At 71.5% G+C, this 23,747-nt stretch carries 12 protein-coding genes and 1 pseudogene; 12 read left to right on the top strand and 1 reads right to left on the bottom strand.

The window, feature by feature from the left end:
* The 3 genes and pseudogenes from ABD466_RS34480 to ABD466_RS34470 form a co-directional block, all read left to right on the top strand.
* Nucleotides 1-216 (top strand): annotated as a pseudogene (locus tag ABD466_RS34480) (type VII secretion integral membrane protein EccD); the annotation flags it as partial.
* Nucleotides 217-219: 3 nt separating this feature from the next.
* Complete coding sequence (gene eccB / locus ABD466_RS34475; protein WP_344661435.1) at nt 220-1,593, top strand: type VII secretion protein EccB; 1,374 nt, start codon at nt 220-222, stop codon at nt 1,591-1,593.
* Between the two features lie 30 nt (nt 1,594-1,623).
* The gene (locus ABD466_RS34470) at nt 1,624-2,601 is read left to right on the top strand and encodes a hypothetical protein (protein WP_344661434.1); all 978 of its coding nucleotides are present in this window, start codon (nt 1,624-1,626) and stop codon (nt 2,599-2,601) included.
* Between the two features lie 28 nt (nt 2,602-2,629).
* On the opposite strand, the gene ABD466_RS34465 is transcribed toward ABD466_RS34470, so the two are convergent.
* Nucleotides 2,630-3,376 carry a winged helix-turn-helix transcriptional regulator gene (locus ABD466_RS34465; protein ID WP_344661433.1) on the bottom strand — a complete coding sequence of 249 codons (747 nt, stop codon included), beginning with the start codon at nt 3,374-3,376 and terminating at the stop codon, nt 2,630-2,632.
* Between the two features lie 122 nt (nt 3,377-3,498).
* Here ABD466_RS34465 and ABD466_RS34460 point away from each other — a divergent pair, with 122 nt between their 5' ends.
* Genes ABD466_RS34460 through ABD466_RS34420 form a run of 9 tightly spaced genes read left to right on the top strand, consistent with a single transcriptional unit; the run spans nt 3,499 to nt 23,747 of the window.
* Nucleotides 3,499-3,840, top strand: a complete 342-nt coding sequence (locus ABD466_RS34460; protein ID WP_344661432.1) for a WXG100 family type VII secretion target — start codon at nt 3,499-3,501, stop codon at nt 3,838-3,840.
* Nucleotides 3,841-3,890: 50 nt separating this feature from the next.
* The gene (locus tag ABD466_RS34455; protein ID WP_344661431.1) at nt 3,891-4,181 is read left to right on the top strand and encodes a WXG100 family type VII secretion target; all 291 of its coding nucleotides are present in this window, start codon (nt 3,891-3,893) and stop codon (nt 4,179-4,181) included.
* A 43-nt stretch (nt 4,182-4,224) separates the two neighbouring features.
* On the top strand, nt 4,225-4,815 hold the full coding sequence (locus tag ABD466_RS34450) for a hypothetical protein (RefSeq protein ID WP_344661430.1): 591 nt from the start codon (nt 4,225-4,227) through the stop codon (nt 4,813-4,815).
* A complete protein-coding gene (locus ABD466_RS34445; RefSeq protein ID WP_344661429.1) occupies nt 4,815-5,543 on the top strand; it encodes a hypothetical protein in 729 nt (242 codons plus the stop codon). Before ABD466_RS34450 ends, ABD466_RS34445 begins: the two co-directional genes overlap by 1 nt.
* A gap of 2 nt (nt 5,544-5,545) precedes the next feature.
* On the top strand, nt 5,546-6,421 hold the full coding sequence (locus tag ABD466_RS34440; protein ID WP_344661428.1) for a hypothetical protein: 876 nt from the start codon (nt 5,546-5,548) through the stop codon (nt 6,419-6,421).
* Nucleotides 6,418-6,843, top strand: coding sequence for a hypothetical protein (locus tag ABD466_RS34435; protein WP_344661427.1), 426 nt, complete (start codon nt 6,418-6,420; stop codon nt 6,841-6,843). The genes ABD466_RS34440 and ABD466_RS34435 overlap by 4 nt, the downstream gene beginning before the upstream one ends.
* Nucleotides 6,840-7,241, top strand: a complete 402-nt coding sequence (locus tag ABD466_RS34430; protein WP_344661426.1) for a hypothetical protein — start codon at nt 6,840-6,842, stop codon at nt 7,239-7,241. The genes ABD466_RS34435 and ABD466_RS34430 overlap by 4 nt, the downstream gene beginning before the upstream one ends.
* Before the next feature lies 1 nt (nt 7,242).
* The gene (locus tag ABD466_RS34425; protein ID WP_344661425.1) at nt 7,243-23,385 is read left to right on the top strand and encodes a WXG100-like domain-containing protein; all 16,143 of its coding nucleotides are present in this window, start codon (nt 7,243-7,245) and stop codon (nt 23,383-23,385) included.
* Nucleotides 23,379-23,747, top strand: a complete 369-nt coding sequence (locus tag ABD466_RS34420; protein WP_344661424.1) for a hypothetical protein — start codon at nt 23,379-23,381, stop codon at nt 23,745-23,747. The genes ABD466_RS34425 and ABD466_RS34420 overlap by 7 nt, the downstream gene beginning before the upstream one ends.

Below are 23,747 nucleotides of genomic sequence, written 5' to 3'. Positions count from 1 at the left end.
GTCGGCCACGCCGTGGCCACCACGGCCGCGGTCGCCGCCGGCGCCCTGGTGGTGGGCCTGGGCGCGGCCGCGGTGGGCCCGCGCCGACAGACCGACGACCCGCCGTACGCGGCGCGCGCCGCCGACATCGCCGAGTACTTCGTCCTGGCCGCCCTGGTCCCGCTGGCCCTGGGCGTGGTGGGCACGTTCGGCTGGGCGCGCGGGCTGGGGGGCTGAGACGTGGCGACGCGGCGGCAACAGCTGCAGGCGCACCGGTTCCTGGTGCGGCGCCTGGCCGCGGGGCTGGTCGGCGGGGAGCCTGGGGCCGCGCAGCCGCCGGGCCAGCGGCTGAAGACCGGGATGATCCTCGGGACCGCGCTCGGGGTGCTGGGCGTCGGCGGCGCCGCGACCTGGGGGCTGGTCTCGCCGAAGACCAGCTCGGCGTGGCGGGACGGCCAGTCGGTGGTGGTGGAACAGGGTACTTACAATCAGTACCTTTACACGGACGGCGCGCTCCACCAGGTGCTGAACCAGGCCTCGGCGCGCCTGGCCCTGCCGAAGTACGCGGTGCGGACGGTTCCGGCGTCGGCGCTGAAGGACGTGCCGCGCGGCGCGCCGGTGGGGATCCCGGGCGCGCCGACCGACCTGCCGGATCCGGCGGCGCTGGTCGCCGGCCCCTGGACCGTGTGCTCGGCGCCGGGGGCGGACGGCAAGGCGCGGGTCTCCGCGGCGCTCGGCGTGGACGTCGCGGGCACCGACGTGGCCGCGGGCCAGGTGCTCTACGTCGGCGTCGGCGATGCCCGCTATCTGGTCTGGAACGGCCGCCGGCATCTGCTGAAGGACCCGCTGGCGGTGATGTCGGCGTTCCAGATGGCGGCCGCGCAACCGACGCCGGTCGGGGCGCCGTGGCTCAACGCCGTGCCTCCAGGCTCGGACCTCGCGCCCCTGAACCTCGGCGCGCGCACGCCGTCCGGGGATCTCGGCACGGTCGGGGACCTGTACACGTATCAGGACGCGAGCGGTGGCTACGAGTACGTCGTCACCGCACAAGGGCTGACTCCGGTCACGCCGGTCCAGGGAGCGCTGCTGCGCGCGGGCGGTTCCGCGGCGCCGAAGCCGCTGGATCCGGCCCGGCTGGTGGCGGCGAAGCAGGCGAATCGCGTGACCGCGCCGCTGGCCGGCGACCTCCCGGCGCCGCTGCCGACGCCGGCCGGCGGCAGCGGCGGGGTCTGCCTGACCGCGACCCCGGGAGCGGATCCGGCGGCGGCGCCGGCCTACCGGCTGCGGACGGTCACGACGGCGGCGGTCGACGCGGCCGGAACCTGGTCGCCGGTCGACGCGGCCGGCGGCGGGACCGGCGGTCATGCCGACCGGGTCCTGGTCCGCCCCGGCTGTGGCGCGCTCGCCACGTCGACGGCCGGTGGCATCCCGCAACTGGTGACCGCCGTGGGCCAGCGCTTCCCGATCGCCTCGAAGGACGACCTCGGCCGCCTCGGCTACTCCGCCGCCCCGGCAACGGTTCCGCCGCCCCTGCTGAACTTGTTCCCGGAAGGCCCCGCTCTGACGGCGGCAGCCGCCCGGACACCTAGGCCCGCTACCGTGTCAGCGCCATGATCAGCCCTGTGCTACCAAGGAGGAAGCGGGATGGCCCATGACGGCGAGGATTCCGGCCGGACCAAAGCGCTGGTGATCGCTGGTGCGGTCGCGGTGGTGCTGGCCGTGGGAGTGATCGCGGCGACGGCCGGTGGCGGTTCCGGGAAGCCGGCGGCGAAGTCCGACGCTCCACCGGCCGGCTTGGCGGCCGCCGCCGGTGACGCCGTGGCGGGCGGCGGCCAGGACACCGCCAGTTCGCCGTGGGTGTGGCAGACCTCGCAATCGGTCGCCCCGGCCACCGGCGCGACGTCCAGCTCGGCGTCCGGACCGTCGTCGCCGTCGTCGCCGTCGTCGCCGTCGGTGCCGGCCACGCCGTCCGCCACCGGTTCGAGTTCCGGCTCGGCGCCCTCGAGTGCCCCCTCCGCGCCGGGCGCGTCGCCCCGCAGCCCTTCGGCCCCGGGCAGTTCCGCCCCGGGGTCGGTCGCTCCGCCCTCGGCGCCCGGAAGTTCCCCGGCGTCCTCCTCCGCGCCCCAGAAGACCGTCGATCTGCTGACCGGCCCGGGCTGCCCGAGTCCTTCCGGCGCCGGCTACTCGTCTCTCGGCAGCGGCAGCGGTTCGGGATGGGGCAGCAACTCCAGCGGCGGATGGACCGGCGACGGCTGCAACGGCTCGATGCAGTCCATGCCGATGTCCGGCGACAGCACGAACCACGACAACCGCGCCCTGTGGTGGTTCGGGAGCGGCACCGCCGGCTTCGCGAACTGCACCGTCAGTGTCTACGTGCCCTGGGACGGCAAGGCCACCGACACCGGCGGCACCGCCGCCGGATACCAGTTGGCCGACACGAACGAGGCCGTCCTGGCGAACTTCACCGTCAACCAGAACACCACGCACGGCCAGTGGGTCACCCTCGGGACGGTCCCGATCGCCGGCAAGTCGGTGAAGCTCCGGCTGCTCGACCACGGCATCGACTACCCGGACAACTGGCGTTACGGCGTCTCGGCCGCGAAGCTGCACTGCACCGGCTGAGACCGCGGGAGGAAACGGGGCCGGGGCCTCAGGCCGCCGTCAGCCGATGGAACGACTCCGGTGTCACCATGCGGTAGCCGACGCCGCGCACCGTGGAGATCATCCCGGGCAGCGCGATCTTCGACCGCAGCGACGCCACGTGGACCTCCAGCGAACGCTCGGCGCCGTCCCAGCCGGCCGGCCACAACGTCGCCACGAGTTCCTCGCGCGGCACCACCCGCCCCAGCCGCCGGACCAGCGCGACCAGCAACTGGTACTCCTTCGGGCGCAGGTCCACCCGGGTGCCGTGGACCGTCACCCTCCGCGCGTCCTCGGCGATCACCAGCGGACCGGCCACCAGCCGGGCCGCCGGCGCGGGCGACGCAGACGACCCGGACGACGCGGACGACGCAGACCCCTGGTTCGCGCCGGCGGCCGGCTGGGCCGCCTGGTCCCGGCCCGGTGCCACCGCCAGCCGCAGCCGCGCGGCCAGTTCCTGCAGCCCGAAGGGCTGCACGGCGTAGTCGTCGATGCCCGCGTCGTGGCCGCGGAGCCACGCGTGCAGATCGACGCGCTGCGTCACCGCGATGATCGGGGCCTGGGTCTGCCGCCGCAGCCGGCGGCAGTACGCCAGCACCTCGGCGTCGATGACGCCGCAGTCCAGGAGCACCACGTCGGCCGCGGCCGGCGGGTCCACCTCCGCGTCGGACTCGCGCACGTCGAAGCCCAGCATGGCCAGGCCGCCGCTGAGGGTGCGGCTGCGGCGGCGGCCGAGTCCGGTCAGGAGAACTCTCATGGCTCAACACTTTCGCGTGCGCCTCACCATTTGCTCAACATCTGACCGACCACCTTGTTACGGCTGATCAACGAATGCTGGGATTTATGGGACGACCGTCAGCGAATCCCGAGGAGCCGGCCATGGCAGACCCCACACTCCAGCACGAACACGAGGCCATGCTCAAGGCGGCCGGCGAGTTCACGAACGCGCTGGACGACCTGAACACCTACGTCGCGCCGGTGCGGGCCGACCACGACGCGCTGGAGTGGCAGAGCGACGCGGCCACCAAGTACCGCGAGCTCTTCGAGGAGTGGCTCATCCAGTTCGGCGACATCTGCAAGGCCCTGGAGACCATGCGCGAGGTGCTGGGGGCCAGCGCCCGCGACTACGCCGACAACGAGGCCTGGGCGGTGGACGCCGTCAAGAGCATCGGCGGCCCGGACGACTACACGTCGGCGCAGAAGGCGCTGCTGGGCATGTGATCCGGTCCGACCCCGTCCGCCGCACCGCAACGACCCGCTAGGAGAGCACGATGGCCTTCGTCGCCAACACCGACAACATGACGAACCTGGTGACCACTCTGGCCACCGCCAGCAAGAACATCGAGGACCGCCTCGTCGAGCTCCAGAGCTACGGCAACCGTCTGAAGTCGACGTGGACCGGCCCGGCCGGCGACGCGTACGAGGAGCAGAAGAAGAACTGGGACACCGCGGCGAACAAGATGAACGAACTGCTGTCGCACTTCGGCGTGAAGCTCAACGACATCACGGACAGCATCGTGCGCACCGAGCGCACCGCGATGAACCGCTGGACGAACATCTGACGCCCCGCCCCCGCGGACCACTAAGCAGGAGAAGGAGGCGGGTGTGGCCACCACAGAGCCCGGCGACAACTGGGATCCGAAAGCCCACAGCACCATCACGGGACCGAGCATCGGCACCGTCAAGGCGAACTCGGAAGCCATCAAGGCCCTGGCGACCTGGCTCAAGGACACGCTGACCGACCCGAACGGCCTGTTCGTCCTGTCGAAGGCCTGGCTCACGGACTGCTCCGGCACCGGCTACCCGGGCGCCGCGCTGCGGTACGACCTGTACGCGAGCCGGTCCGGCGACCCCGGGTCGATGGCCGGGCCGGACAGTACGGCGGTCGGCGTCCTGGTCGGCTACCCGCCGTACCTGAAGAGCGCGGGCGAACTGAAGAAGGCGGTCGACACGCAGCTCGGGGCTCTGTATCTGAAATTCGTCGAGGACGGCACCAAGACCGACATGAGCAGCGGGAACCTCTACACGATGGTGACCAAGATCGCGGAGCAGCTGAACGCCGTCGCCGCCGACTACGACAAGGGCGACGAGGCCATCGAGAAGGACCTCGGCGACCTGGCGAACAACATCGACTCCACCATCCAGAACCTCCTCAACCACGGGGGCGGCAACGGGTCGAACGGAGGCGGCAAGTAATGGTCAGCCCCAGCGACAACGACTACGGCTCGAACAACGACAACGACAACGACGACGACACACCGCCGCCGGCCAGGACCACCACCGTGAACTCGCCGTCGGCCACGACCGGGGCGAGCTACAACATCACGGTCACCTGCAAGACGCCGCCCGGCACCGGGGCCATGCACGACGCCACCGACGCGCCGACCGGCGGCAAGGGCTTCGCCGGCTACACCTGGAACCAGGCGACGACCGCCATCTTCGGCGGCTGCGCGGACGGCAGCTACGTGCCGCCGAAGGACGGGACCTGGGCCGATCCGCTGAACATGGAGACGGCGCACTTCGCGATCCTGTCCATCAAGCAGATGCTGCACAACTACGCCGACGACGTGGACGCGGCGAAGAAGCAGATCACCGACAACCACTGGAGCGGCCCGGCCGCCAAGGCGTTCGGGCAGGTGATCGACGCGTTCACCAAGTACCTGAGGGACCTGGCGGACATCATGACCTACCCGCCGGCCGACACCAGCCTGCTGCGCATCGCGCACATGAACGAGGCCTTCGACGCCGCGGCGACCTTCATCTGGCAGTCCTCGAGCTACACCTCGGGCAACGACAGCGGAGCGCACGACCGCGACACCCCGGTGACCATCACCGGCGACCTGTCCTTCGACGGCAAGATGATCGACGCCGGCCGCAAGATGCTCGAGGTCTACGACCTGGAGCTGAAGAAGCTGTACGAGTAGCCATGGCCACTTTCTTCGACATCTCCAAGGCCGCGTACAAGAACCCGAACTTCGACACGCCGCCCCCGGGCGGCGGCGGGAACGGCGGAGGCGGCGGCGGCAACGACGGCGGTGGGGGCGGCGGCGGCAACAACGACGACCTCAACAACCTGATGAAGAAGCTGGGCGGCGGAGGCGGCGGAGGCGGCACCGGGAACTTCAGCGGCGGCGGGGGCGACCTCGGCGGCGGCAAGGGCGGGACCGGGAACTTCAGCGGCGGCAACCTCGGCGGCGGCACCGGGAACTTCGGAAGCGGGAACTTCGGAACCGGGAAGCTCGGCGGCGGCACCGGCGGCACCGGGAACTTCGGCACCGGCGACCCGTTCAGTCACGGCGGCACCGGCACATTCGGGACCGGCGGCGGCTTCACCCCGCCGCCGAACAGCACCCTGTCCGGGATCCGCACCCCGCAGACCGAGCTCACCGGCGTCCGCAACCCTCTGAAGGGCGGCGACCCGTCCGCGCCGAAGAGCTTCGGCTTCGGCGGCGGCTCCGGCGCGTTCGGCTCCGGGGGCGCCGGAGGCGGCGTGGGCGGCGGCACGTCCAAGGGCGCCTTCGGCAGCGACGGCATCGCCCTGGACCCGCGCGCCCTCAACACCGCCGAAGGCGACCTCGCCGCCAAGACCGCGGCCGAGGAGGCCCGCATGGCCGAAGGCGGCATGGGCGGCATGGGCATGCCGATGGGCGGCATGGGCGGCATGGGCGCCGGCGGGCAGGGCCAGAACAAGGAACGCGAACGCAACACCTGGCTCACCGAGGACGAGGAAGTCTGGGGCGCCACCAGCGACGCGCTCGGCGGCGTGCTCGGCTCGACGCCCGATCCCGGAGGCCGACGGTGAGCGGCGCTTCCGACAGCACGCGCCGCGTCGACCCGGGGCATCCGTCCCTGGCCTTCGACCGGGCGAAGCTCGCGGCGCTCGTCGCCGACTCGGAGCGCCGGATGGCGGTGATCGCGGACGCGCAGCGCAAGGTCGCCGATCTGGCGGTCAGCACGCGGTCGCGGGACCGGTCGCTGTCGGTGGGGCTGGGGCCCGGCGGGGTGCTGACCGAGCTGACGTTCCACACCACCGGCTACCGCGAGATGGCGCCGGCCGAGCTGTCGCGGCTGGTGCTGGACACCGTCGCGGCGGCGCGCGCCGAGTACGCCGCACAGGTGGCGGAGGTCATGGCGCCGGTGCGGGAGGGGGCGGCGCTGCCGTTCGACGACATCGTGGCGGGGACGTTCGACATCTCCGAGTTCCTGCGCGGGGGGCCGTCGTGAGCGAGCCGATCCAGGCCGATCCGGACGACCTCGAGAAACACGGCAAGGTCTTCGCCGACCACACCTTCGTCATGGCGTCCGTGCACGACGACATCTACGGGCTGCTCGCCGGTGACATCGGCATCGGGCACGACGCGTTCAGCGAGGCGTTCCGTATCAACTATCTGACGCACGTGCGGGCCCTCGGCGACAGTGTGAAGGGCGCCAAGGAGGGGGTCCTGGGCATCAGCGAGGGCATGCGCAAGATGGCCGCCGACTACCGGGCCACCGACGACGCGGCGCTGCGCGGCGTGACCGGGACGGGATCGGGGCTCGGCCCCGGCACCGGCGGACCCCACCTGCCGCCGTCCACGCCGCCCCACACCGGCGACCCGCACCCCGCCCCGCACAAGCCCTGACATGGGCATCGACCTCCCCGAGCCGCTGCGCTGGCTGTTCAAGCTGACCGGCTCCGACTGGCCGGACGCCGACGAGGACAAGATCGCGGCGTTCGGGGCCGGCGTCGGCGGCATGTACGACAGGATCCAGACGGTCAACGAGGGCATCACCGAGAGCGTCCGGGCGGCGAACCTCTCCGGGTCCGGGCCGGCGATGACGCAGTTCACCGGCAGCATGCGCGAGGTGGTCGGCGACGGCCTGCCCGGGATGGGCGACGGCGCGCGCGTGATGGCCGAGGAGATCCACGCCGCGGCGCTGCAGGCCGAGTACAGCAAGGGCACCGCCGTCATCAACATGGCGATCATGGCGCCGATGATCATCGACGCCATCGCCGCCGCCCCGGAGACCTTCGGCGCCTCGATGGCGGTGGCCGAGGCCGGCATCGCGGCGGTCCGCACCACGGTGCCCAAGCTGCTGGGCCAGATGGTCGAGAAGGTCGTCACCAACACGGCGATGATGGAGGCCGGCGACCTCGCCGTGCAGGGCTACCAGATCCTGATCAAGCACGACCGGTCCGGTTTCGACGGCAAGCTGGCGCTGAACACCGTCGAGATGGGCGCGATCGGCGGCGCCGTCGACGGTCTGCTGACCGGCGTCATCATGAAGGGCGCCCCGAAGTACTTCAAGACCTCCGAGGCCGGGGTCAAGGACGCCGACAAGCTGATCTGGGCGCCTCCCAAGTGGGTCAACATGGGGACCCAAGCCGCCAACAACACCGTCACCTCGCTGATCATGGCGGGGATCAACGGCGAGCCGATCGACGGCAAGAGCCTGCTGGAGGGTGCCGGGATCGGCATGCTGTTCGGCGGCCTGGCCCGCACCGGCGGCGGCGTCAAAATCAAGCCGTTCGACACATTCCACATGTCCGAGGACTTCCACACCGGCGACACGTGGATCCGCCCGAACGGCGCCTACACGACCGACAAGACGGGCACCAACGACTTCTCCTTCAACGTCCGCCGCCAGCCCGGCTCCGGCGACGGAACGAAGAACGTCTACTACGGCGACCCCAACGTCACCCACCCTGAGGGCACCCCGCCGCTCCCGAAGCGTCTCGGCCCGGTCATCGACAAGCTCCTCGAGGACCACCCCGAGGGCGCGCCGAAGCCGCAGGTCGTCGTCCTCGAACACACTCCCCCGAGCGACCTCGAGGGCATCCGGGCGCTGGCCAAGGACAAGGGCGTGGACGTCGTCGTCCCGCACGGCGCCGTCGAGAACGGCCCGAACGGCTCGATCCGCGTCCCCGGCTCCGACGGCGGCAGCGGCTTCCGCGTGATCCGCGCCGACGGCACCGAGGAACACCTCGGCCCGGTCTACGATCCGCGCCAGGCCGTCGGCGAGACGGTCGTCGGCGGCGTGCCGCCGGTCGCGAAGATCTCCCTGGGCTCCGGTGGCGAGAAGTTCGTCTCCCGCGAGGTCCTCGGCGACGGCGACTGCACCATCTCCTCCCTCGCCGACTCCGCGCTGAGCCAGGGCGTGTCGAAGAAGAGCCTGCACGCCGAGGGCCTGGACCTGTCGCATCCCGATGGCGCAGACCTGCGCGAGTACCGCAACCGCCTCGCCGACGAAGTGGCCGCGCGCAGCACCGACACCCGCGGCGGATCCCCGGTTCTGCTCGGCGAGCTCGGCCCGAAGGGCGCCCGCGAACTCCTCGGCAAGATCGACGAGCACGGTCCGCCCAAAGCGTCTTCGAGCTCTCACATAGACGCCCTGGACCTGGCCGTTTCGCGGCCCACGGCCAAGGACCCGGTCGCCGAGTTGACCAAGCGTCTGGAGCAGGACCCCAGGAGAGTTCTGTCAGCCCTCGAAGACCACTACGCGGCGACCGGCGACAAGGGCATGGCGCAACTCGCGGCCTACGCCAAGGCCAAGGTGGAGAACGGCGGCGGCGTCCCGCAGCACCGCGACCTGCTCGACTACGCCATCCGCGAGCGCACCCTGGCCGAGACCCCGCTCGGCGGCGAGATGCTCCAGGCCGTCGCGCACACCTTGGGACTGGACGTGGTGGTGGTCAGCGACAAGCCGGCGTTCCACCTCAACGGCGACGCCCCCAAACGCGTCTACGTGCATCGGGTCGACACCGGCGACGGCCGCAACCACTACCGCGCACTGCACCCCGAGTCGACGTCACCGGCGAAGTTCAAGGGTCTCACTCCGCAACGCCGTGTCCCGGTCTCTTCTCGGGGCGGCCACGGCGCGGTGCACCGCGCATCGGACGGCACCCCGGACAACGCCCTGCACCGCCTCGCCGGCGGCGCCCGCAACCGGGCCGACCAGACCGACCCGGCCACCAGGGACCGCAGCGGCGGCCTCCCCACCACTCCCCGACCGACCACACCACACGACCCGACGCCCGACGTCGCCACGCTGATGCAGCAGGCCGGGCGCGGCCACGGCACCCCCGCTCCCGCCCACGACGGCTTCGAGGACGTCCTCGGCCCGGACGTGATGAACGTCCGCGCCGTCCCGGACAAGCCGCACTTCCTCAGAAACCTGCATTTCGACGACCTGCCCCCGGAAAACGTCGCCAGGTTCTTCGACGCCGTCGACATGGCGCGCCCCGACGGCCCCGCATGGGACCTCCCGAACCTGTTCACCGGTTCGGCCCACGGGCAGACACCGACAACGATCCCCCGCGTCCTGCACAGCATCTGGCTCGGCGGGCCGCTGCACGACGACCACGGCGACCGGCACAACTTCATGGAGGTCATGGGGTCGAACGCGGACCGGACCGGTCTCACGGCGGTGCTGTGGACCGACGTCCCCCGGCACGAGATCGACCAGGTCCGCACGCTCGCCCCGGACGCCGTGCCCACCCCGCGCCAGACCCAGATCCGGGAGATGCTGGACTGGGCCGGACGGCACGACGTCCGCCTAGCCAACGTCGACGAGGTGTTCGCCGGCAGCGACAGGGCCGAACTGCACGCCCAGATCGCCACCGAACGTGCCCGCACCACCGGGACCGGCTACGCCGGCGCCAGCGACCTGCTGCGGATCGACATCCTGCACCGGTTCGGCGGCGTCTACACCGACGGCGACAACCACGCGACCGCCGACCTCGTGCGCTTCCTGCACGAGACCGAGCAGGACACCCAGCACCACCAGTTCGCCATCTCCAGCCTGAACGGCTCCGTCAACAACTCGGCCTTCATCGCCCCGCCGCGCAACGCGATCGTGCACGAGTACCGCGAGAACCTGAAGGACCGATACGCCACGCCTCTGCGCCAGCTGCTCACCGAGCGCGCCGCGCAGGGCAGGCCGGAACGATACGAGGAACGCCGACCGAACTTCGAGACCTCCCGGCTCGACAACCGCGACCTGCGCACCGAGGTCATCAACCGCAGTGGTCCGACCTCCTGGTACTACGACAAGCTGGCCACGAAGTTCAACGGCGAGAACCGCACCTGGTTCCGGACCATCACCAAGGACCACATCGAGGCCGGTTCCGAGGCGAGCTGGCTCTCGGACCACCCGCAGCCGCACACTCCCCCGGCGGAGGCGGTCAAGGCGGCGGTGACGGTCCTGCACCGGGAAGCGGTCAACCGCGAAGGCGTCCTGCACCTGCCCGCGGTCGCCGACATCATCGGCAAGGCGGCTCCCGAGGACCGGGAGCACATCTGGCACGCCGTCCTGCACACGATGCACGAGACGTGGCCGAAGGCGAAGTACCCCCGGCCTGACATCGTGGTCTCCGGCCGCATCATGCTAGGCGCGGGACGCGGCATCAAGAACCAGTCGATCCCGCGCTTCGTCAAGGACTACCTTCACGACAGCGGGTTGTTCCCGGAAGCCACGATCCACAGCTCGGTCGGGAACACCTTCACCCCCCGCGATCCCCGGTACCTCGCCGAGGACCTGACCAAGGCCGGCCTCCAGCGGGTCGGCCAGGAGCGTGGCCAGGACATCTCCCGCGTCCACCAGCTGCTGTTCGGCGACCCCGACATGTTCGAGTCGGACCGGACGCGTCAGGCCGCGAAGATCCTGGACCTTCTGCACGCCGCTTCTCCCGGCGACAGCCGCCGGGACCCGTTGTGGACGGCCAAGGCACTACGCGACGTAGTGGAGCAGCGCTTCGGCGCCGACGGCGACTACGATCACGACGCCCACCTGCAAACCCTGCTCGCCGACGCCGGGACCTTCGGCCGCCGCGGCACCCGCGGCCCGGACGCGTACCGGCGGCACTCCGAGTACTCGCGCGCCGTCCCGGACGGCACGGATCCCGACAAGGTCGCCAACGACCTGAGCCCGCAGCCGGCGCGCAGGCGCGCCCCCGGCGCCAAGGACCTCACGAAACGCTGGGACCGCGCGGTGGACACACTGTCCCTGGAGCGGGAGCTTCGCGACGAACTCCATCAGGACCTGACCCCGGAACAGCGACGCGGCCTGTGGAAGGCCGTCGGACTGTATCGCCGCCAGCACGGGAACGCCTCCTCCGAACGCCCCCTGACGGTCGCCGACCTCGCCGGCTTCCGGACCCGGCTCGCCACCGCGCACCCCCGGCTCGGCGCCGGGGACTCGCCGCACGAGTGGCTCCGGAACCTGACCGACCACCTCCACGAGGTGAGCCCGGTGACCGGCCGCGTCAGCATCAGGGATCTGACCCGGCACGTCGCGCGCACGCAGCAGGAGGACCAGCACTTCGGAGCGCGCTTCCCGGAGCCGCCGGCGACCCTCAAGTGGTGGCGCGAGGACGCGCGGGAAACCCTGCGGCAGTTCGACGAACTCGGCCCGCTGGTCCAGCACCTGCCGCCGGCCCGCTACCGGGACCTGATCCACCACGCCGGCCACGCCACCGAGTTCCCCCAGCGGTACCACCTGCTCAAGCAGCTGCACATCAACATCTCGCACATCCAGCCGGACAACGTCCGGATCGCCGTGCAGGGCTCGCGGTTCCACCGGCGGCTGTCCGACGAGCTGCGCCGCTTCGGCCCGGACATCGAGGTCGAGCGCCGGGATCAGCCCGCCTTCAACCACCATGCGGAGGCGGCCGAGTTCCGGGCCGAGTACGTCGAGATGCGTTCCGACGGCAGTGGCATGTGGATCCGCGACCCCCGCTCGCCACACGACATGCGGGTCCGGCCCTCGGCGACGACCATGCGGCCGGACCCCGGCCACTTCACCGTCACCCTGCACGGGTCACCGGACAAGGTGCACGTCGGCAAGGCTCACCTGTCCGCCGCGGACGTGGCCAACCTGCTGCGCCACACACCGGAGTGGGCGGACGACCCGCGTCCGATCCGGATGATCGCCTGCAACACCGGCGAGCACGACCACGGCTTCGCCCAACAGCTCGCGGACCACCTCGGGGTCGAGGTCAAGGCCCCGAACACGGTCGTGTGGGGCACCGTCCACGGCAAGCCCTACGCCTCCACGCTGGTCTACCGGCCCGACGGCACGATGCGGCCCGTCAAGGAAGTGGACGGCGCCTACCGGGTCTTCACGCCCCACACCAGGAACCCCGACGGCACGGTGCGGCCGAACCCGGTGCGGCTCGACACCTCCTACGAGTACCTCGGCCGCAAACCGGCGCTGACCGTCCTGAGCCGCGCCGTCGCCGGCCCCTTCGGCGACGCCCTGGCCGGACGCGACCCGGTCGCCCGAAAGATCATCGACGACTGGCGCCATCTGATGGGCCAGACCGGCGGCACCAGCGAGAAGGCGTTCCAGGTGTCCGAGAGCGCCCGCGACGCCCTCGACAAGGTCCTGACACCGGACACGGTCCAGTGGATGTTCCGCTACGCGCCGCCGGGCTCCGAGGTGAACCAGGCTCTGCACGTCCTCACCGGCTCACGGATCCGCGCCCAGCACGGCGGCCGGGACGAACAGCCCGCGATCATCTCGCCCAGGAGCTCGGCGTACGCCCGGCCGGAAGACTCCGGGCACGGTGCGCCGAGCACGGTGGGCCCGGTCGACGAACACGCCAGGCGCACCCGGGCGGAGTACGCCAAGACCGGCGAGCGGCCAGTCAGCGAGCTGATCCAGAGCTCGCATCTGAACGGCAAGACGGTCGACCAGTCCGCGCGGGAACTCGTCGACCGCATCCAGTCCCGCACCTACACTTCCCGGCCGCCCACGGCGCACGAGGTCCGGACCCTCGTCGACGTCCTCACCGTCGCCGAGGACATCGGTTTCAAGCCCGACTTCTTCCCGCCCGGCGCGCATCTCGCCGAGCTCAAAGCCCTGTGGAAGGCCGTCGAGACGCACCGCGAGGTGCTGCCCGCGCACTCCGCCGCGCTGGAACGGCCGATCCGCTTCGAGGACTTGGAGCATCTGGGCCGCCAGCTCGGCCACCGCCAGGCCGCGGACGAGGCGCCGATCGCGTGGGTGCGCCGTCTGAGCACCGACGTCGACGCCTTCCGCGCCGCGCATCCCGGCAAGCCGCTGTCGGCTTCGGCCATGGCGCACCGCATCCCGGACCAGACCGTCCAGCATCCCAAGACCTCGCCGCCGCCACCGTCGCCGCCGCGCACCGAGGTGTCCGACGCGGAGGCTCGCACGTTGTCGGACGCCCTCGGCGGCCACGTCCCCGTCGAGGCGATCAAGAAGCTGTCGGCCGTCCAGTTCGCCAAGTTCCCCACCGGCCGGGATCCACGCCGCGAACCGCGGCTCTCCGACTTCCGGGACCTGGTCCACCAGCTGCTCGGCCCGGACCACGAGCTGAACAGCGGCATCGCGACCCTCGCCGCCGCCGCGACGCGCGCCCGCAAGGAAGGCAGCCTGAGCTCGCTGGACGCCGCACTGCTCCACGATCCCGGCGATTTCGTCCGCGAGCCGTGGTCGCAGGTCCGGTACGAGCTCCACGCCCCCTGGGCGGACCGGCACGTCATCGAACGCGACGCCGCACTGCTCTATTACCGGGCGTTCGGCACCCACGTCCCGGCCCGCCCGGACGCCGCCACCGTCCGGGACATGCGACGGGCGGTCCAGGTCGCCAAACTCGCCCACTCCTCCTACGACCGGCGCGGCCAGGCCGATCCGGACGCCTTCTACCGCGACCTGGGGTCCCGCCTGCGGCCGCTCCGCGGCGAGACCGGTGCGCCGTCGGACCCGTTCCACCGGCTGCTGCACGCCGCCGGCTCCGGCGACACCCGGCGTCAGAACCCGGACTTCCTCGCCGCCCCGATCCGCGATCGGCTGCACGGTCCGAGCACGCCGCGACCGCCGCTGGGACACGACGTGCCGCCCGCGGACACGACGCGCGGACGCGACCTCGCGGCCAAGCTGCCGGGCTTGTTCACCGCCACCGGCTTCGGCGGCCACGAGCACCTCGCCTCGCGGCTGCGGGCCCTGATCCCCGGCCGCGGACCGCTGCGGTTCGAGGTCGGGCTGCCGACCGAGCTGCGCGAGGGCTTCGGCGCGATGGTCGACGGCGGGCTGACGCTGCGGGTGACCCGCGACGGCCACGCCTACGACGTCCATCTCAAGGCCCTGCTCAAGAGCGCCCCGGAGGCGGTCGAGGAGTCCGGCGGCAAGGCCAAGAACGAGAGCCGGTTCTTCCGCACCGGCGACGACGGCGGCGGCGCGCACGGCACGAGCCGCACGCTCACCGTGGACGCCGGGCTGAAGACCGGATACGGGCCGGGCAGCGTCGGCGCGAACATCGGCACCTCGCGGATCCGCAGCCGGGAGGTGACGTCGTCGGAGTCCTACGGCGGCGACATCTACCTCGACCCGTCCGACGGCACGCACCGCCACACCCTCGCGGCCGAGGTCCACATCGAGGTCACCGACCCGGCCACCGGGCACTGGGCCCAGGACGTGCCGCGGGCCGGCGACCCGCCGCACACCGTCGAGCTGCGGATCCAGGACCACCTGACGGCCACCGAGGGTTTCGACAGCGCGCCGAAGAAGCTCACCAAGGCCCTCGACGACTCGTCGATCGACCTGCTGCTCGGCGAGCGCACCGGCTACGGCGACCCGCTGAAGCGGGACTTCCTGCAGCTGCTGCACGACAGCGGGCTGACCCTCGACGAGAAGGCGCGCGGCGACGTCGACGCGTACTTCAGCGACCTGGCCTCGCCGCACAACATCGCCGACCTGCACAGCGCCGATCCGCTCCGCAGGGCCGGGCTGACCACCGAGATCCAGGCCACCGGCCGCGACGGCCGGCGGGTCGCGATCAGCCTCGGCGCGCACGCCGAGGCCGAGACCCTGGCGCAGGTGAGCGCCTCACGGGCCGGGTTGAAGATGGACACGGTCACGCGGCACACCGTGAAGCAGGGCGTCAGCACCGGCCGGGGCGGCGGGCTGCCGAGCAGCCTGACCGGTTCGGTGAAGGCGCCGGACGGGAAGACCAACGCGGGCCTCGGGGTGAGCGGCAACAGCACGCGAACCGAGACGTCGAGTCTGGAGTCGGCGTACACGGTGACCCGGACGGTCCGGGCCGAAGACGAGAACGCCTCGTACCGGCTGGTGTCGAAGGTCGACCTGCACGTGGCGGTCGACGGCAAGGCCCCGCGCACGTTCAGCGCGGACGGGGCGCCGGCCTGGATCCGCCTGCGCACGGCCGACCACGCCCGCCTGGTCGCGGAGGACGGCGCCGGCCCGCGGCGGCCGGCGGCGGAGGAGGACGCGGGCAAGCTGGACCCGCGCCTGGTGACACCGGACGGCCTGCCGCTCGGCCAGGTGAAGGAGATCTCGAACCTCGACGGGCTCTACAAGGACCTGACCGCCAAGCTGAGCGCCCATCTCCCCGAGGAGGCGTCGCAGGATCTCGCGAAGCTGTTCCACGACGACCCGACGGGCTCTTTCCTGCACGGCGAGGACGACGCGCACCGGAACTGGCGGCGGATCGTCGCCGCGGTGGCCGGTCCGGCTCTGGGCCAGCGCGCCGACGCGCTGACCGGCGAGGGCGTGACGGTGCCGCTGCGGATCGGCGGCCGGGACGTGCCGCTGCGGCTGGCGGTACGCGATCTGGACGCCGGCCACGCCACGTCGCTGGGCACCGATCCGAAGCTGATGCCCATCTCGGTCCACCAGGCGTCACAGGCCACACGGCTGCGCAGCACCCGGCAGCAGGACCTGTCCTTCGAGGGCTCGCTCGGCGTGGGCAAGAACAACGGGTTGTTCAAGGCCGTGCTCACCGGCCGCGAGACGAAGGCCGCGCGCTCGACGGTCTCCGGCGGCACGCGGCAGTACACGCGCAGCAACAGCGGCAGCGAGCTGTTCGACGTCAAGGGCCGGCTGCACTGGAAGCTGGAGAGCGACGAACACCCGCTGGAGGGCTCGGTGGCCGGCGGCCTGCACCTGTGGGTGTCGTCGGACCTGGTCAAGACCGCCTCCGGTCTCGACCACCTGCCGGCGCTGCGGCCGCTCCCGGCCCGGGAGCACTCGCCGCTGATCAAGACGCCGATCCACATGGCGGTCACCGGCGGCGGGCTGGACAAGCTGCGCGCCGAGGTCGCGAAGCACAACCCGGCGCTGGCCGACGCGTTCGGCACCGGCCGCTTCGCCGCGCAGCTGCCACTGCTGGCCGGCGGCGGGGTGCGGGTGGCGCCGGGCGTGCACTGGGACGTCACCCCGACCGGACGCCCGCAGGTACTGCGGAAGATCGAGGTCTACGTCGAGAGCCACGGCGAGGCCGGGACCGCGGTCGACCACGATCTGGAGACGCGCTCCGGCAAGGGCGGCTCCGGGTTCGGCGGCGGGAGCGGGTCCGGGCTGGCAGGCGGGGCCACGGTCAGCCACTCACGCGACACGGCGCGGGGCTCGAACACGGGCGGCGGCGAGAGCAGCACGCGGTTGATGACCGCCAAGACGGTGCCGATGGCGCTGGTGCGCACGGAGGTGCGGCACCGGGTCACCGGTGTGGACGGCCGTCCCGTCGAAACCACCGGCGAGACGCTCGTGCTGGTGCCGCTGACCGAACTGCACGGCCGTCTGGAGCACTTCGACTTCCCGGTCGACGGCGCCGACCACGTCTTCGAGGGCTTCACCGGGCCGGGGCGGGGCGAGCCGTCGCCCGCCCTGGAGGCCGGGATGCTGTTCGGCCCGGTCGGCGCACACCCGGACGGCGGGCTCGGGCTGGAGGCGGCGGCCAAGGCCCGGGAGGCGTTCGGCGACCGCGACCTGGACGAGCAGGTGCGCGACCTGTTGCAGACCCCGACGCTGGCCTCGCAGATCAGGAAGCTGAGCGACGGCGGGCTGACCCACCCGATCGTCACCGAGAGCGGCGGCCGGTACGAACTGCGGATCCAGGCCGAACCGGTCGGACGCCCGGTGCTGCACAGCACCAACGCCACCGGCGGCGCCAAGATGTACAACGCGGCGTCGAAGACCTCGAACGAGCGCGGCGGCACGTCGAAGACCACGACCGGCGCCGCGACCGCCGGGATCGAAACCCCGGTGTTGAGCCTCTCCGGCACGCACAGCCGGTCGGCGACGCGGGGCGACGTGGAGACCCGCGCCCGGCGTGACGTCGAGAGCGAGGGCCTGCGCTTCTCCGGCGAGTCCATGGACGAGTACCGCCAGGACGTCGAGTACAAGTACACCGTCACCCGGATCTCGCACCCGTTGTGGAACCTGCACTTCGGCGACCGCCCGCCGGAGGCGCTGCGGAAGTCGGTCGGCGGCAGCTACGTCGCCGAACTCCGGGTCTTCGAGCCGAAGACGCTCAAACTGGAGCCGACCGGCGAGCACGGCGCCTTGGCCGACGACGCGGTCCCCCTGGACTGGCACGGTCAGGAGAAGGTCACCGACCTGTTCCGCGAGTTCGGCGGCAGCCGGGAACGGCACGCCCCACCGGACGCGAAGGTGTTCTCCAAGGGCACGTTCACCAGCTCTCTGCACGACATACTCAAGCCCGGCGGCGCCGAGTTCCACGGCGCGGACCTCGGCGGCCGGACGCTGACGACGAAGCACGGCGTCCGGATCGAGGGGAAGCTGAACGCGCCGAAGAGCATCGCGTATCTCAAGGCCGGCGCCGAACGCGAGTCGTTCAGCCACCGCGAGGTGGCCTCGACGACCGAGCACGCCACCAGCACCAAGAAGGACACCAAGGGCCAGGTCTCGGTCTCCGGCGTCACCCCGACCGGCGTGACCGTCGGCGGCCGGTTCGGCGTCGGCCACGCCGGCGAGCAGCGGGAGAAGACCACCCACACGCAGAGCGCCGAGACCCGGCCGCGCTGGGACCGCCAGCCCGGGGCGCTGTACGCGGTGCACGTGCCGGTGGAGCTGACGCTGGACTTCGGCCGCGGGGCGCCGAAGCACACGACGGTCGACGTGCTGGTGCACGTGGACGAGGCCGGCGCCCGGGAGCTGGGGATCTCGGACGGGGCGCTGCGGACGGCACGCGGCGAGGCGCCCGAGCCGCAGCCACAGCCACAGCCACATGAGCAGCAGCATGAGCAGCAACAGAACGAGCGACCGCAAAATGGGCACGACCAGCACGACCAGCACGACCAGCACGAGCGGCCCGTCGACCAGCCCGAACCGCCTGTCGACCAACACCAACCGCCTGTCGACCAGCCCGAACCGCCTGTCGACCAACACGAGCAGCCTGTCGACCAGCCCGAACCACCACCGCTCGACGACGCGACCCGGCAGGCGCTGTCGTCGCTGACCCCTGACCAGCTCACCGAGCTCGAAAACCTGGCCCGCGCCCGCACGGCCGAAGAGTTCCAAGAGCTGTCCCTCCGCGCCGCCCTCTCGCCGGGCCACGCCGACACGGCGTTGCTCGAGCGTGTCCCCGGTCTGCTGTCGCGCGATCACGCGTTGCAGGCTGTCCACGCGTTCCGGACCGAGCATCCGCCGGTGCCGACCCACGACTCCGTCGCTTCGCTCATCGCGCCGTTCGCCGAGCACGGTGTCAGCGTCCGTGTCATCCCGGCCGGCACCACGATCTACCGCGCGGTCGACATCCGCACCGCGCTCGCGCACCTGAACGGTGCCGTCGAGGCGCGGAACCGGCCCGGCTGGATGCAGCTCGGCCGCGGCCTCTACACCAGCCCGACGCACGACAGCGCGGCGATCTACCGGGACCGCCCCGACAAGGTCATGCTCCGCATGACCCTCACGCGCGACATGGTCGGCATGGACGTCGCGCACGACGGCGGCAACGTCGACCAGATCGGCCGCCGGCTCGGAGAGCGGCACGAGGGCGTCGCCCAGGTCTCCGAGGCCGGAGCGCGGCTGATGGCCGGATCCGACTTCGTCTCAGTGCACCATCCGGACGCCGATCCTTACGAGATCAAGTTCCACGAGGGCGCCTTCGGCGACTTCGCCATCGAGCCCGAGCACGGCTTCCCAGGCTTCGGCGACGGTGTGCACGCCCTCTACGGCGACTGGTCCGCCAACCCGACGGACCTCCCTCTGCGCGCCACCGAGGTCCTGGCCCGCCTCGGCACCGAACTGGACCCGCAGCTGTTGTGGCATCAGGTGACCGCCGAGCACGTCCGCGCCGCTGCCGCCGCACGCGGTCTGCCGCCGGACCAGATCCGCCAGCTGCACGACCGCGTACTCGCCGAACCCGGCAGCCTCGTCCAGCCACATCTGGTGGAGTGGGGCGCGACCATCAAGCACGGCGCCGAGGGAAGCATCGTCACCGACGTCGACAACCGCTTCGTGGTGAAAGTGCCGACCCCGGCCGGCGTCCCCGCGCTGCGGAACGAGGCGCACGCCCTGCGCGAGCTGCACAACCCACCGCTACCGGGCGCGAAGATCGTGGAGCTGCTGCATACCGGACCGGCGGAGATCCCGGTCGAGCGCGGCGAGGCCGGCCGGTCCACGGTCGTCGGGCCCGTCGTCGTGCTGCGCAAGGCCGACGGCGCCCTCAACGACCCCGGCTTCCTCACCGGTCTCACCCCGCGGGAACGCACGAAACTCGCGGTGGACCTGATCGACACGGTCCACGCCCTGCACCAGGCGAACTGGACGCACGGCGACATCGGACTCAAGAACACGCTCCACGACCGGCGGCCCGGCACCGGCGTGCGCTCCGTCCTGGCCGACTTCGGCGCCGCGAGCCACGAACCCGACGCCGCGATGATCGGCCAGGACCGCCGGGATCTGTTCAAGACCGTCTACAACATCCTGACCGGCGACCACCGGGACAACTGGCTCACCGCGGCGGATCATCGGCATCTCGACGGCCCCGCCGAGGACTTCTTCCAAGGCCACGCCACGCCGGAGCACCTGACGCCGGCCGAGCTGAAGACCCACCTGCGGCGCCTGTTCCCGGACCACTTCCAGGACGAAGACGCCCGCGCCCGCGAAACCTCCGCCACGCCGTCCGGCGTGGTCAGCCGCGGCGAGTTCCCACCCCCGCATCGGCTGACCCCCGAGAGCATCGGCGACCTGCCGGTCAGCCAACGGTTCGCACGCGGCGCCATGGGCGAGGTGTTCCGCACCGAGCACGAGGGCCGTGGCTACGCCGTCAAGCAGCCCACCGCCGAGGGCCTCGCCGACTTCCGCAACGAGATCAGCAACCTGATCAAGATCGACGATCGCCACCCGGACGGCAACTTCGCCAAGTACCGTGGCCACGTCGACGACGACGCCACCGGTCGGCACCGCCTGGTCCTCGACCTCGCCGACACCTCGCTGGAGCGCCTGATGGCCGACGGCGGGCTCACCGCGCTCCCCCTGGCCGAACGTGCCCGGATGGCCCGCGACCTCATCAGCGCGGTCCGCGCCATGCACGCGATGGACCTCAGCCACAACGACATCAACCCGAAGAACGTCCTGGTGTCCGAGGTCGGCGGCCACCAGCGAGCCGTGCTGACGGACTTCGGCAGCACCGGGCCATCGCGGTTGTCCGCGGCGGACATCGACAAGGCGCTGGAGGACAAGGCGGCGGAGATCGGGATCCCCGTCGAATACCTCGGCGACATGAGGGACGACATCATCAGGGGTCTCGGTCAGGATCGGGCCGAGATCGACCGCGCCGCCGTGGCCGCGACCGTCGGCCAGATCCTCGGCCTGGACCACCTCGATCCCGCGCTCTCGCTGGACGAGCTGGAACAGCACCTGCGCGACCAGCTGCCCGGCGATTACCCGGACCCGGTCACGACCCCGTTCGCCCGGGGCGGCGGCGCCCACGGCGACCGCGAGCCGTTCCACGACGACGAGCTCACCGCACTCGCCGAGCACGTCGTCAAGACCTTCCCCAACAAGCCGAACCACCTCCTGCTCCGCGACCCGGAGCACCCGCGCGCCGGTGAGCTGGAATCCACCAGCCGCGCCCTGCCGGAGGAGCACGGATACTTCACCGTGGACGCGCACGGCGGCCCGGACGGCGTCCACCTCGGCGACCGCCGCCTGACCGTGGAACAGCTCGCCCGCATCATCGAGGCGGACCCGCACTGGCAGCGCACGCGCTCGCCGATCCGGCTGGCCTCCTGCGACACCGGACGCGACCCCCGGGGCTTCGCCCAGCAGCTGGCCCACCGCCTCGGCGTCGAGGTCAAGGCGCCGACCGACAAGCTGTGGGTCTCGCATCGCGGCGACACGTTCGTCACCGGCCACCACTACGCCGAGGACGGCACCGTCCGCCCGGTGAAGGCGATCACCGGCAGCTGGCACGTCTTCTCCCCGCACGAGGGCACCGGACCCCGCGTCGACACGGCCGACCTGCACGCCGGTGACGGCATCGACGAAGCGGCGCTGGACACCTTGCGGTCCTTCAGCGAAGACGACCTGGCCCGCCTCCAGCACCTCGCCGAGACCATGACGCCCGAGGAGATCCAGCGCCTCGGACGGCAGGCGGTCCTGTCCGGCGTCGACCATCCGGACGTCGAGCTGCTCAGCCGGATCCCGCCGGGCCTGAGCCCGGAGAAGGCGGTCCGGGCGGCGCGCGCGGCCCACGCGGCGTTCGACTCCGTCGCTCGAACAGCCGCCGAGATCGCCAAGGCGGAACAGGAGTACGCAGACAAGGTCGGCAAGAAGCTGGAGGAACTCGGCTGGAAGCTGAAGGGCGGCGGCCGCACCGACGTCTACTACCTGCCGAAGGGCGCCGACTACCGCGGAGACAACCTGCTCAGCGGGCAGATCGCGGCCTCCCAGGTCCACCCGGCCAGGAGCTACGCGACCCAGCGCGACCGCCAGGCCCTGCGGTGGCTCGCCTCAGCCGCCATGAACCGGCTGGAGCGCGAGGGCCTGGAGCCGCACGAGGTCCAGGCCGGGCTGACCGAGGACGGCCACCTCTATATCAGCGCCAACGTCGACAAGGCAGGGATCCGCTTGGAATCCCTGCTCAACGGCGACCCGACCGACCGCACGGTCGAACAGACCCGGAGGGCACTGCAGGATCTGTTCCCCGACTCGCTGAAGGAGTGGAACACCACCCGCAAGCAGATCGTGGAACTGCGGCGCCGGCACCGCGAGGCGACGACGTCCAAGCAGCGGACCGCGATCGAGAAGGACATCCGCGGCCTGGTGCGGAAGATCGGCGGCAAGAACCTCGGCGACCTGCAGTATCGCGAGCGCATGGTCCGCCACTCGGTCAAGCTGACGGAGACGGTCGCCGATCCGCACTCCGCGCGTGCACAGACCCAGAAGCGCTTCGTCGAGGCTTTGAAGAACGGCATCACCGTGGTACTCCACGACAAGAACGGAACCCACGCCGAGATCCGTATCGCGGGCCACGTCAAGGCCAAGGGCACGGACCCCGCCACGCTCCAGGTGGCCGGCGTCAAGCGCCCCTGCGCGGTCTGCGCCACGCGACTGGTGGACCTGAAGGTCCTGAACGCCGACGGTGAGTTCTCCATCGGTCCGGCCTGGGCCTCCGGCGGCGCCTTCCGGGGCTTGACCGACAGCGTCAAGGCGGAGGACTTCGCCGCGCTGGTCCACCAGCTCGCCACCAAGCACGACGGAACCACGTTCACCGACGGACTCCTGGAAACGGCGCCCAGCAAGGACGCCGACAGCGACTCGGACACCGATACGGAATACTCCGTCCAAAGCTCGGATGACGAGGACATGCTCAGCGACGACGAGCGATCGGCGATCGAGGACCTCGTCGAGGACATCGAGGACATCGAGGACGAGGACATGCCCATCGAGGACTGGTACGAGGCCCTCAACATGTACGGCGTCCCGGTCCCCGGCATCTTCAGTGGCGACTTCGAGGAAGACTCCGATGTCGAAATGGAAGGAGCCCCATGGTGATCCGCATCGCCAAGGTCTTTGACGGCGCCGTCGACGGCACGCCGTTCTACACCCCCGACCACCCGCGCCTGGAACCCACGGCGCGCACAGAAGTGCTGTCCTACCTGACAGCCGGTGCCCCCTTGCTCGCGACCACCGCCACGGAACCCGACTTCGTCGATCCGGCCCGCGGGGAAGTCGTGCCGATGAACTTCCGGACCGATGGCACGTGGGTTTGGAACGATGCCCTGACCTACTACGTGTCCGAGTACGGGTACGCCCCGGAACCCGACTTCCTCGCCGTGATGCGGGCTACTGATTTCCAATGCCCGGTGCCGACGACGGCAGCCGTGGAGCGGGCTTTGGACGAATTGTTCGCCTGA

It is taken from the genome of Catenulispora subtropica (genome assembly GCF_039531675.1).
In the GTDB taxonomy this organism is placed as follows: Bacteria; Actinomycetota; Actinomycetes; order Streptomycetales; family Catenulisporaceae; genus Catenulispora; species Catenulispora subtropica.
Note: the sequence above shows the minus strand (reverse complement) of the source record. Positions and strands in the feature narration are given on the sequence as shown.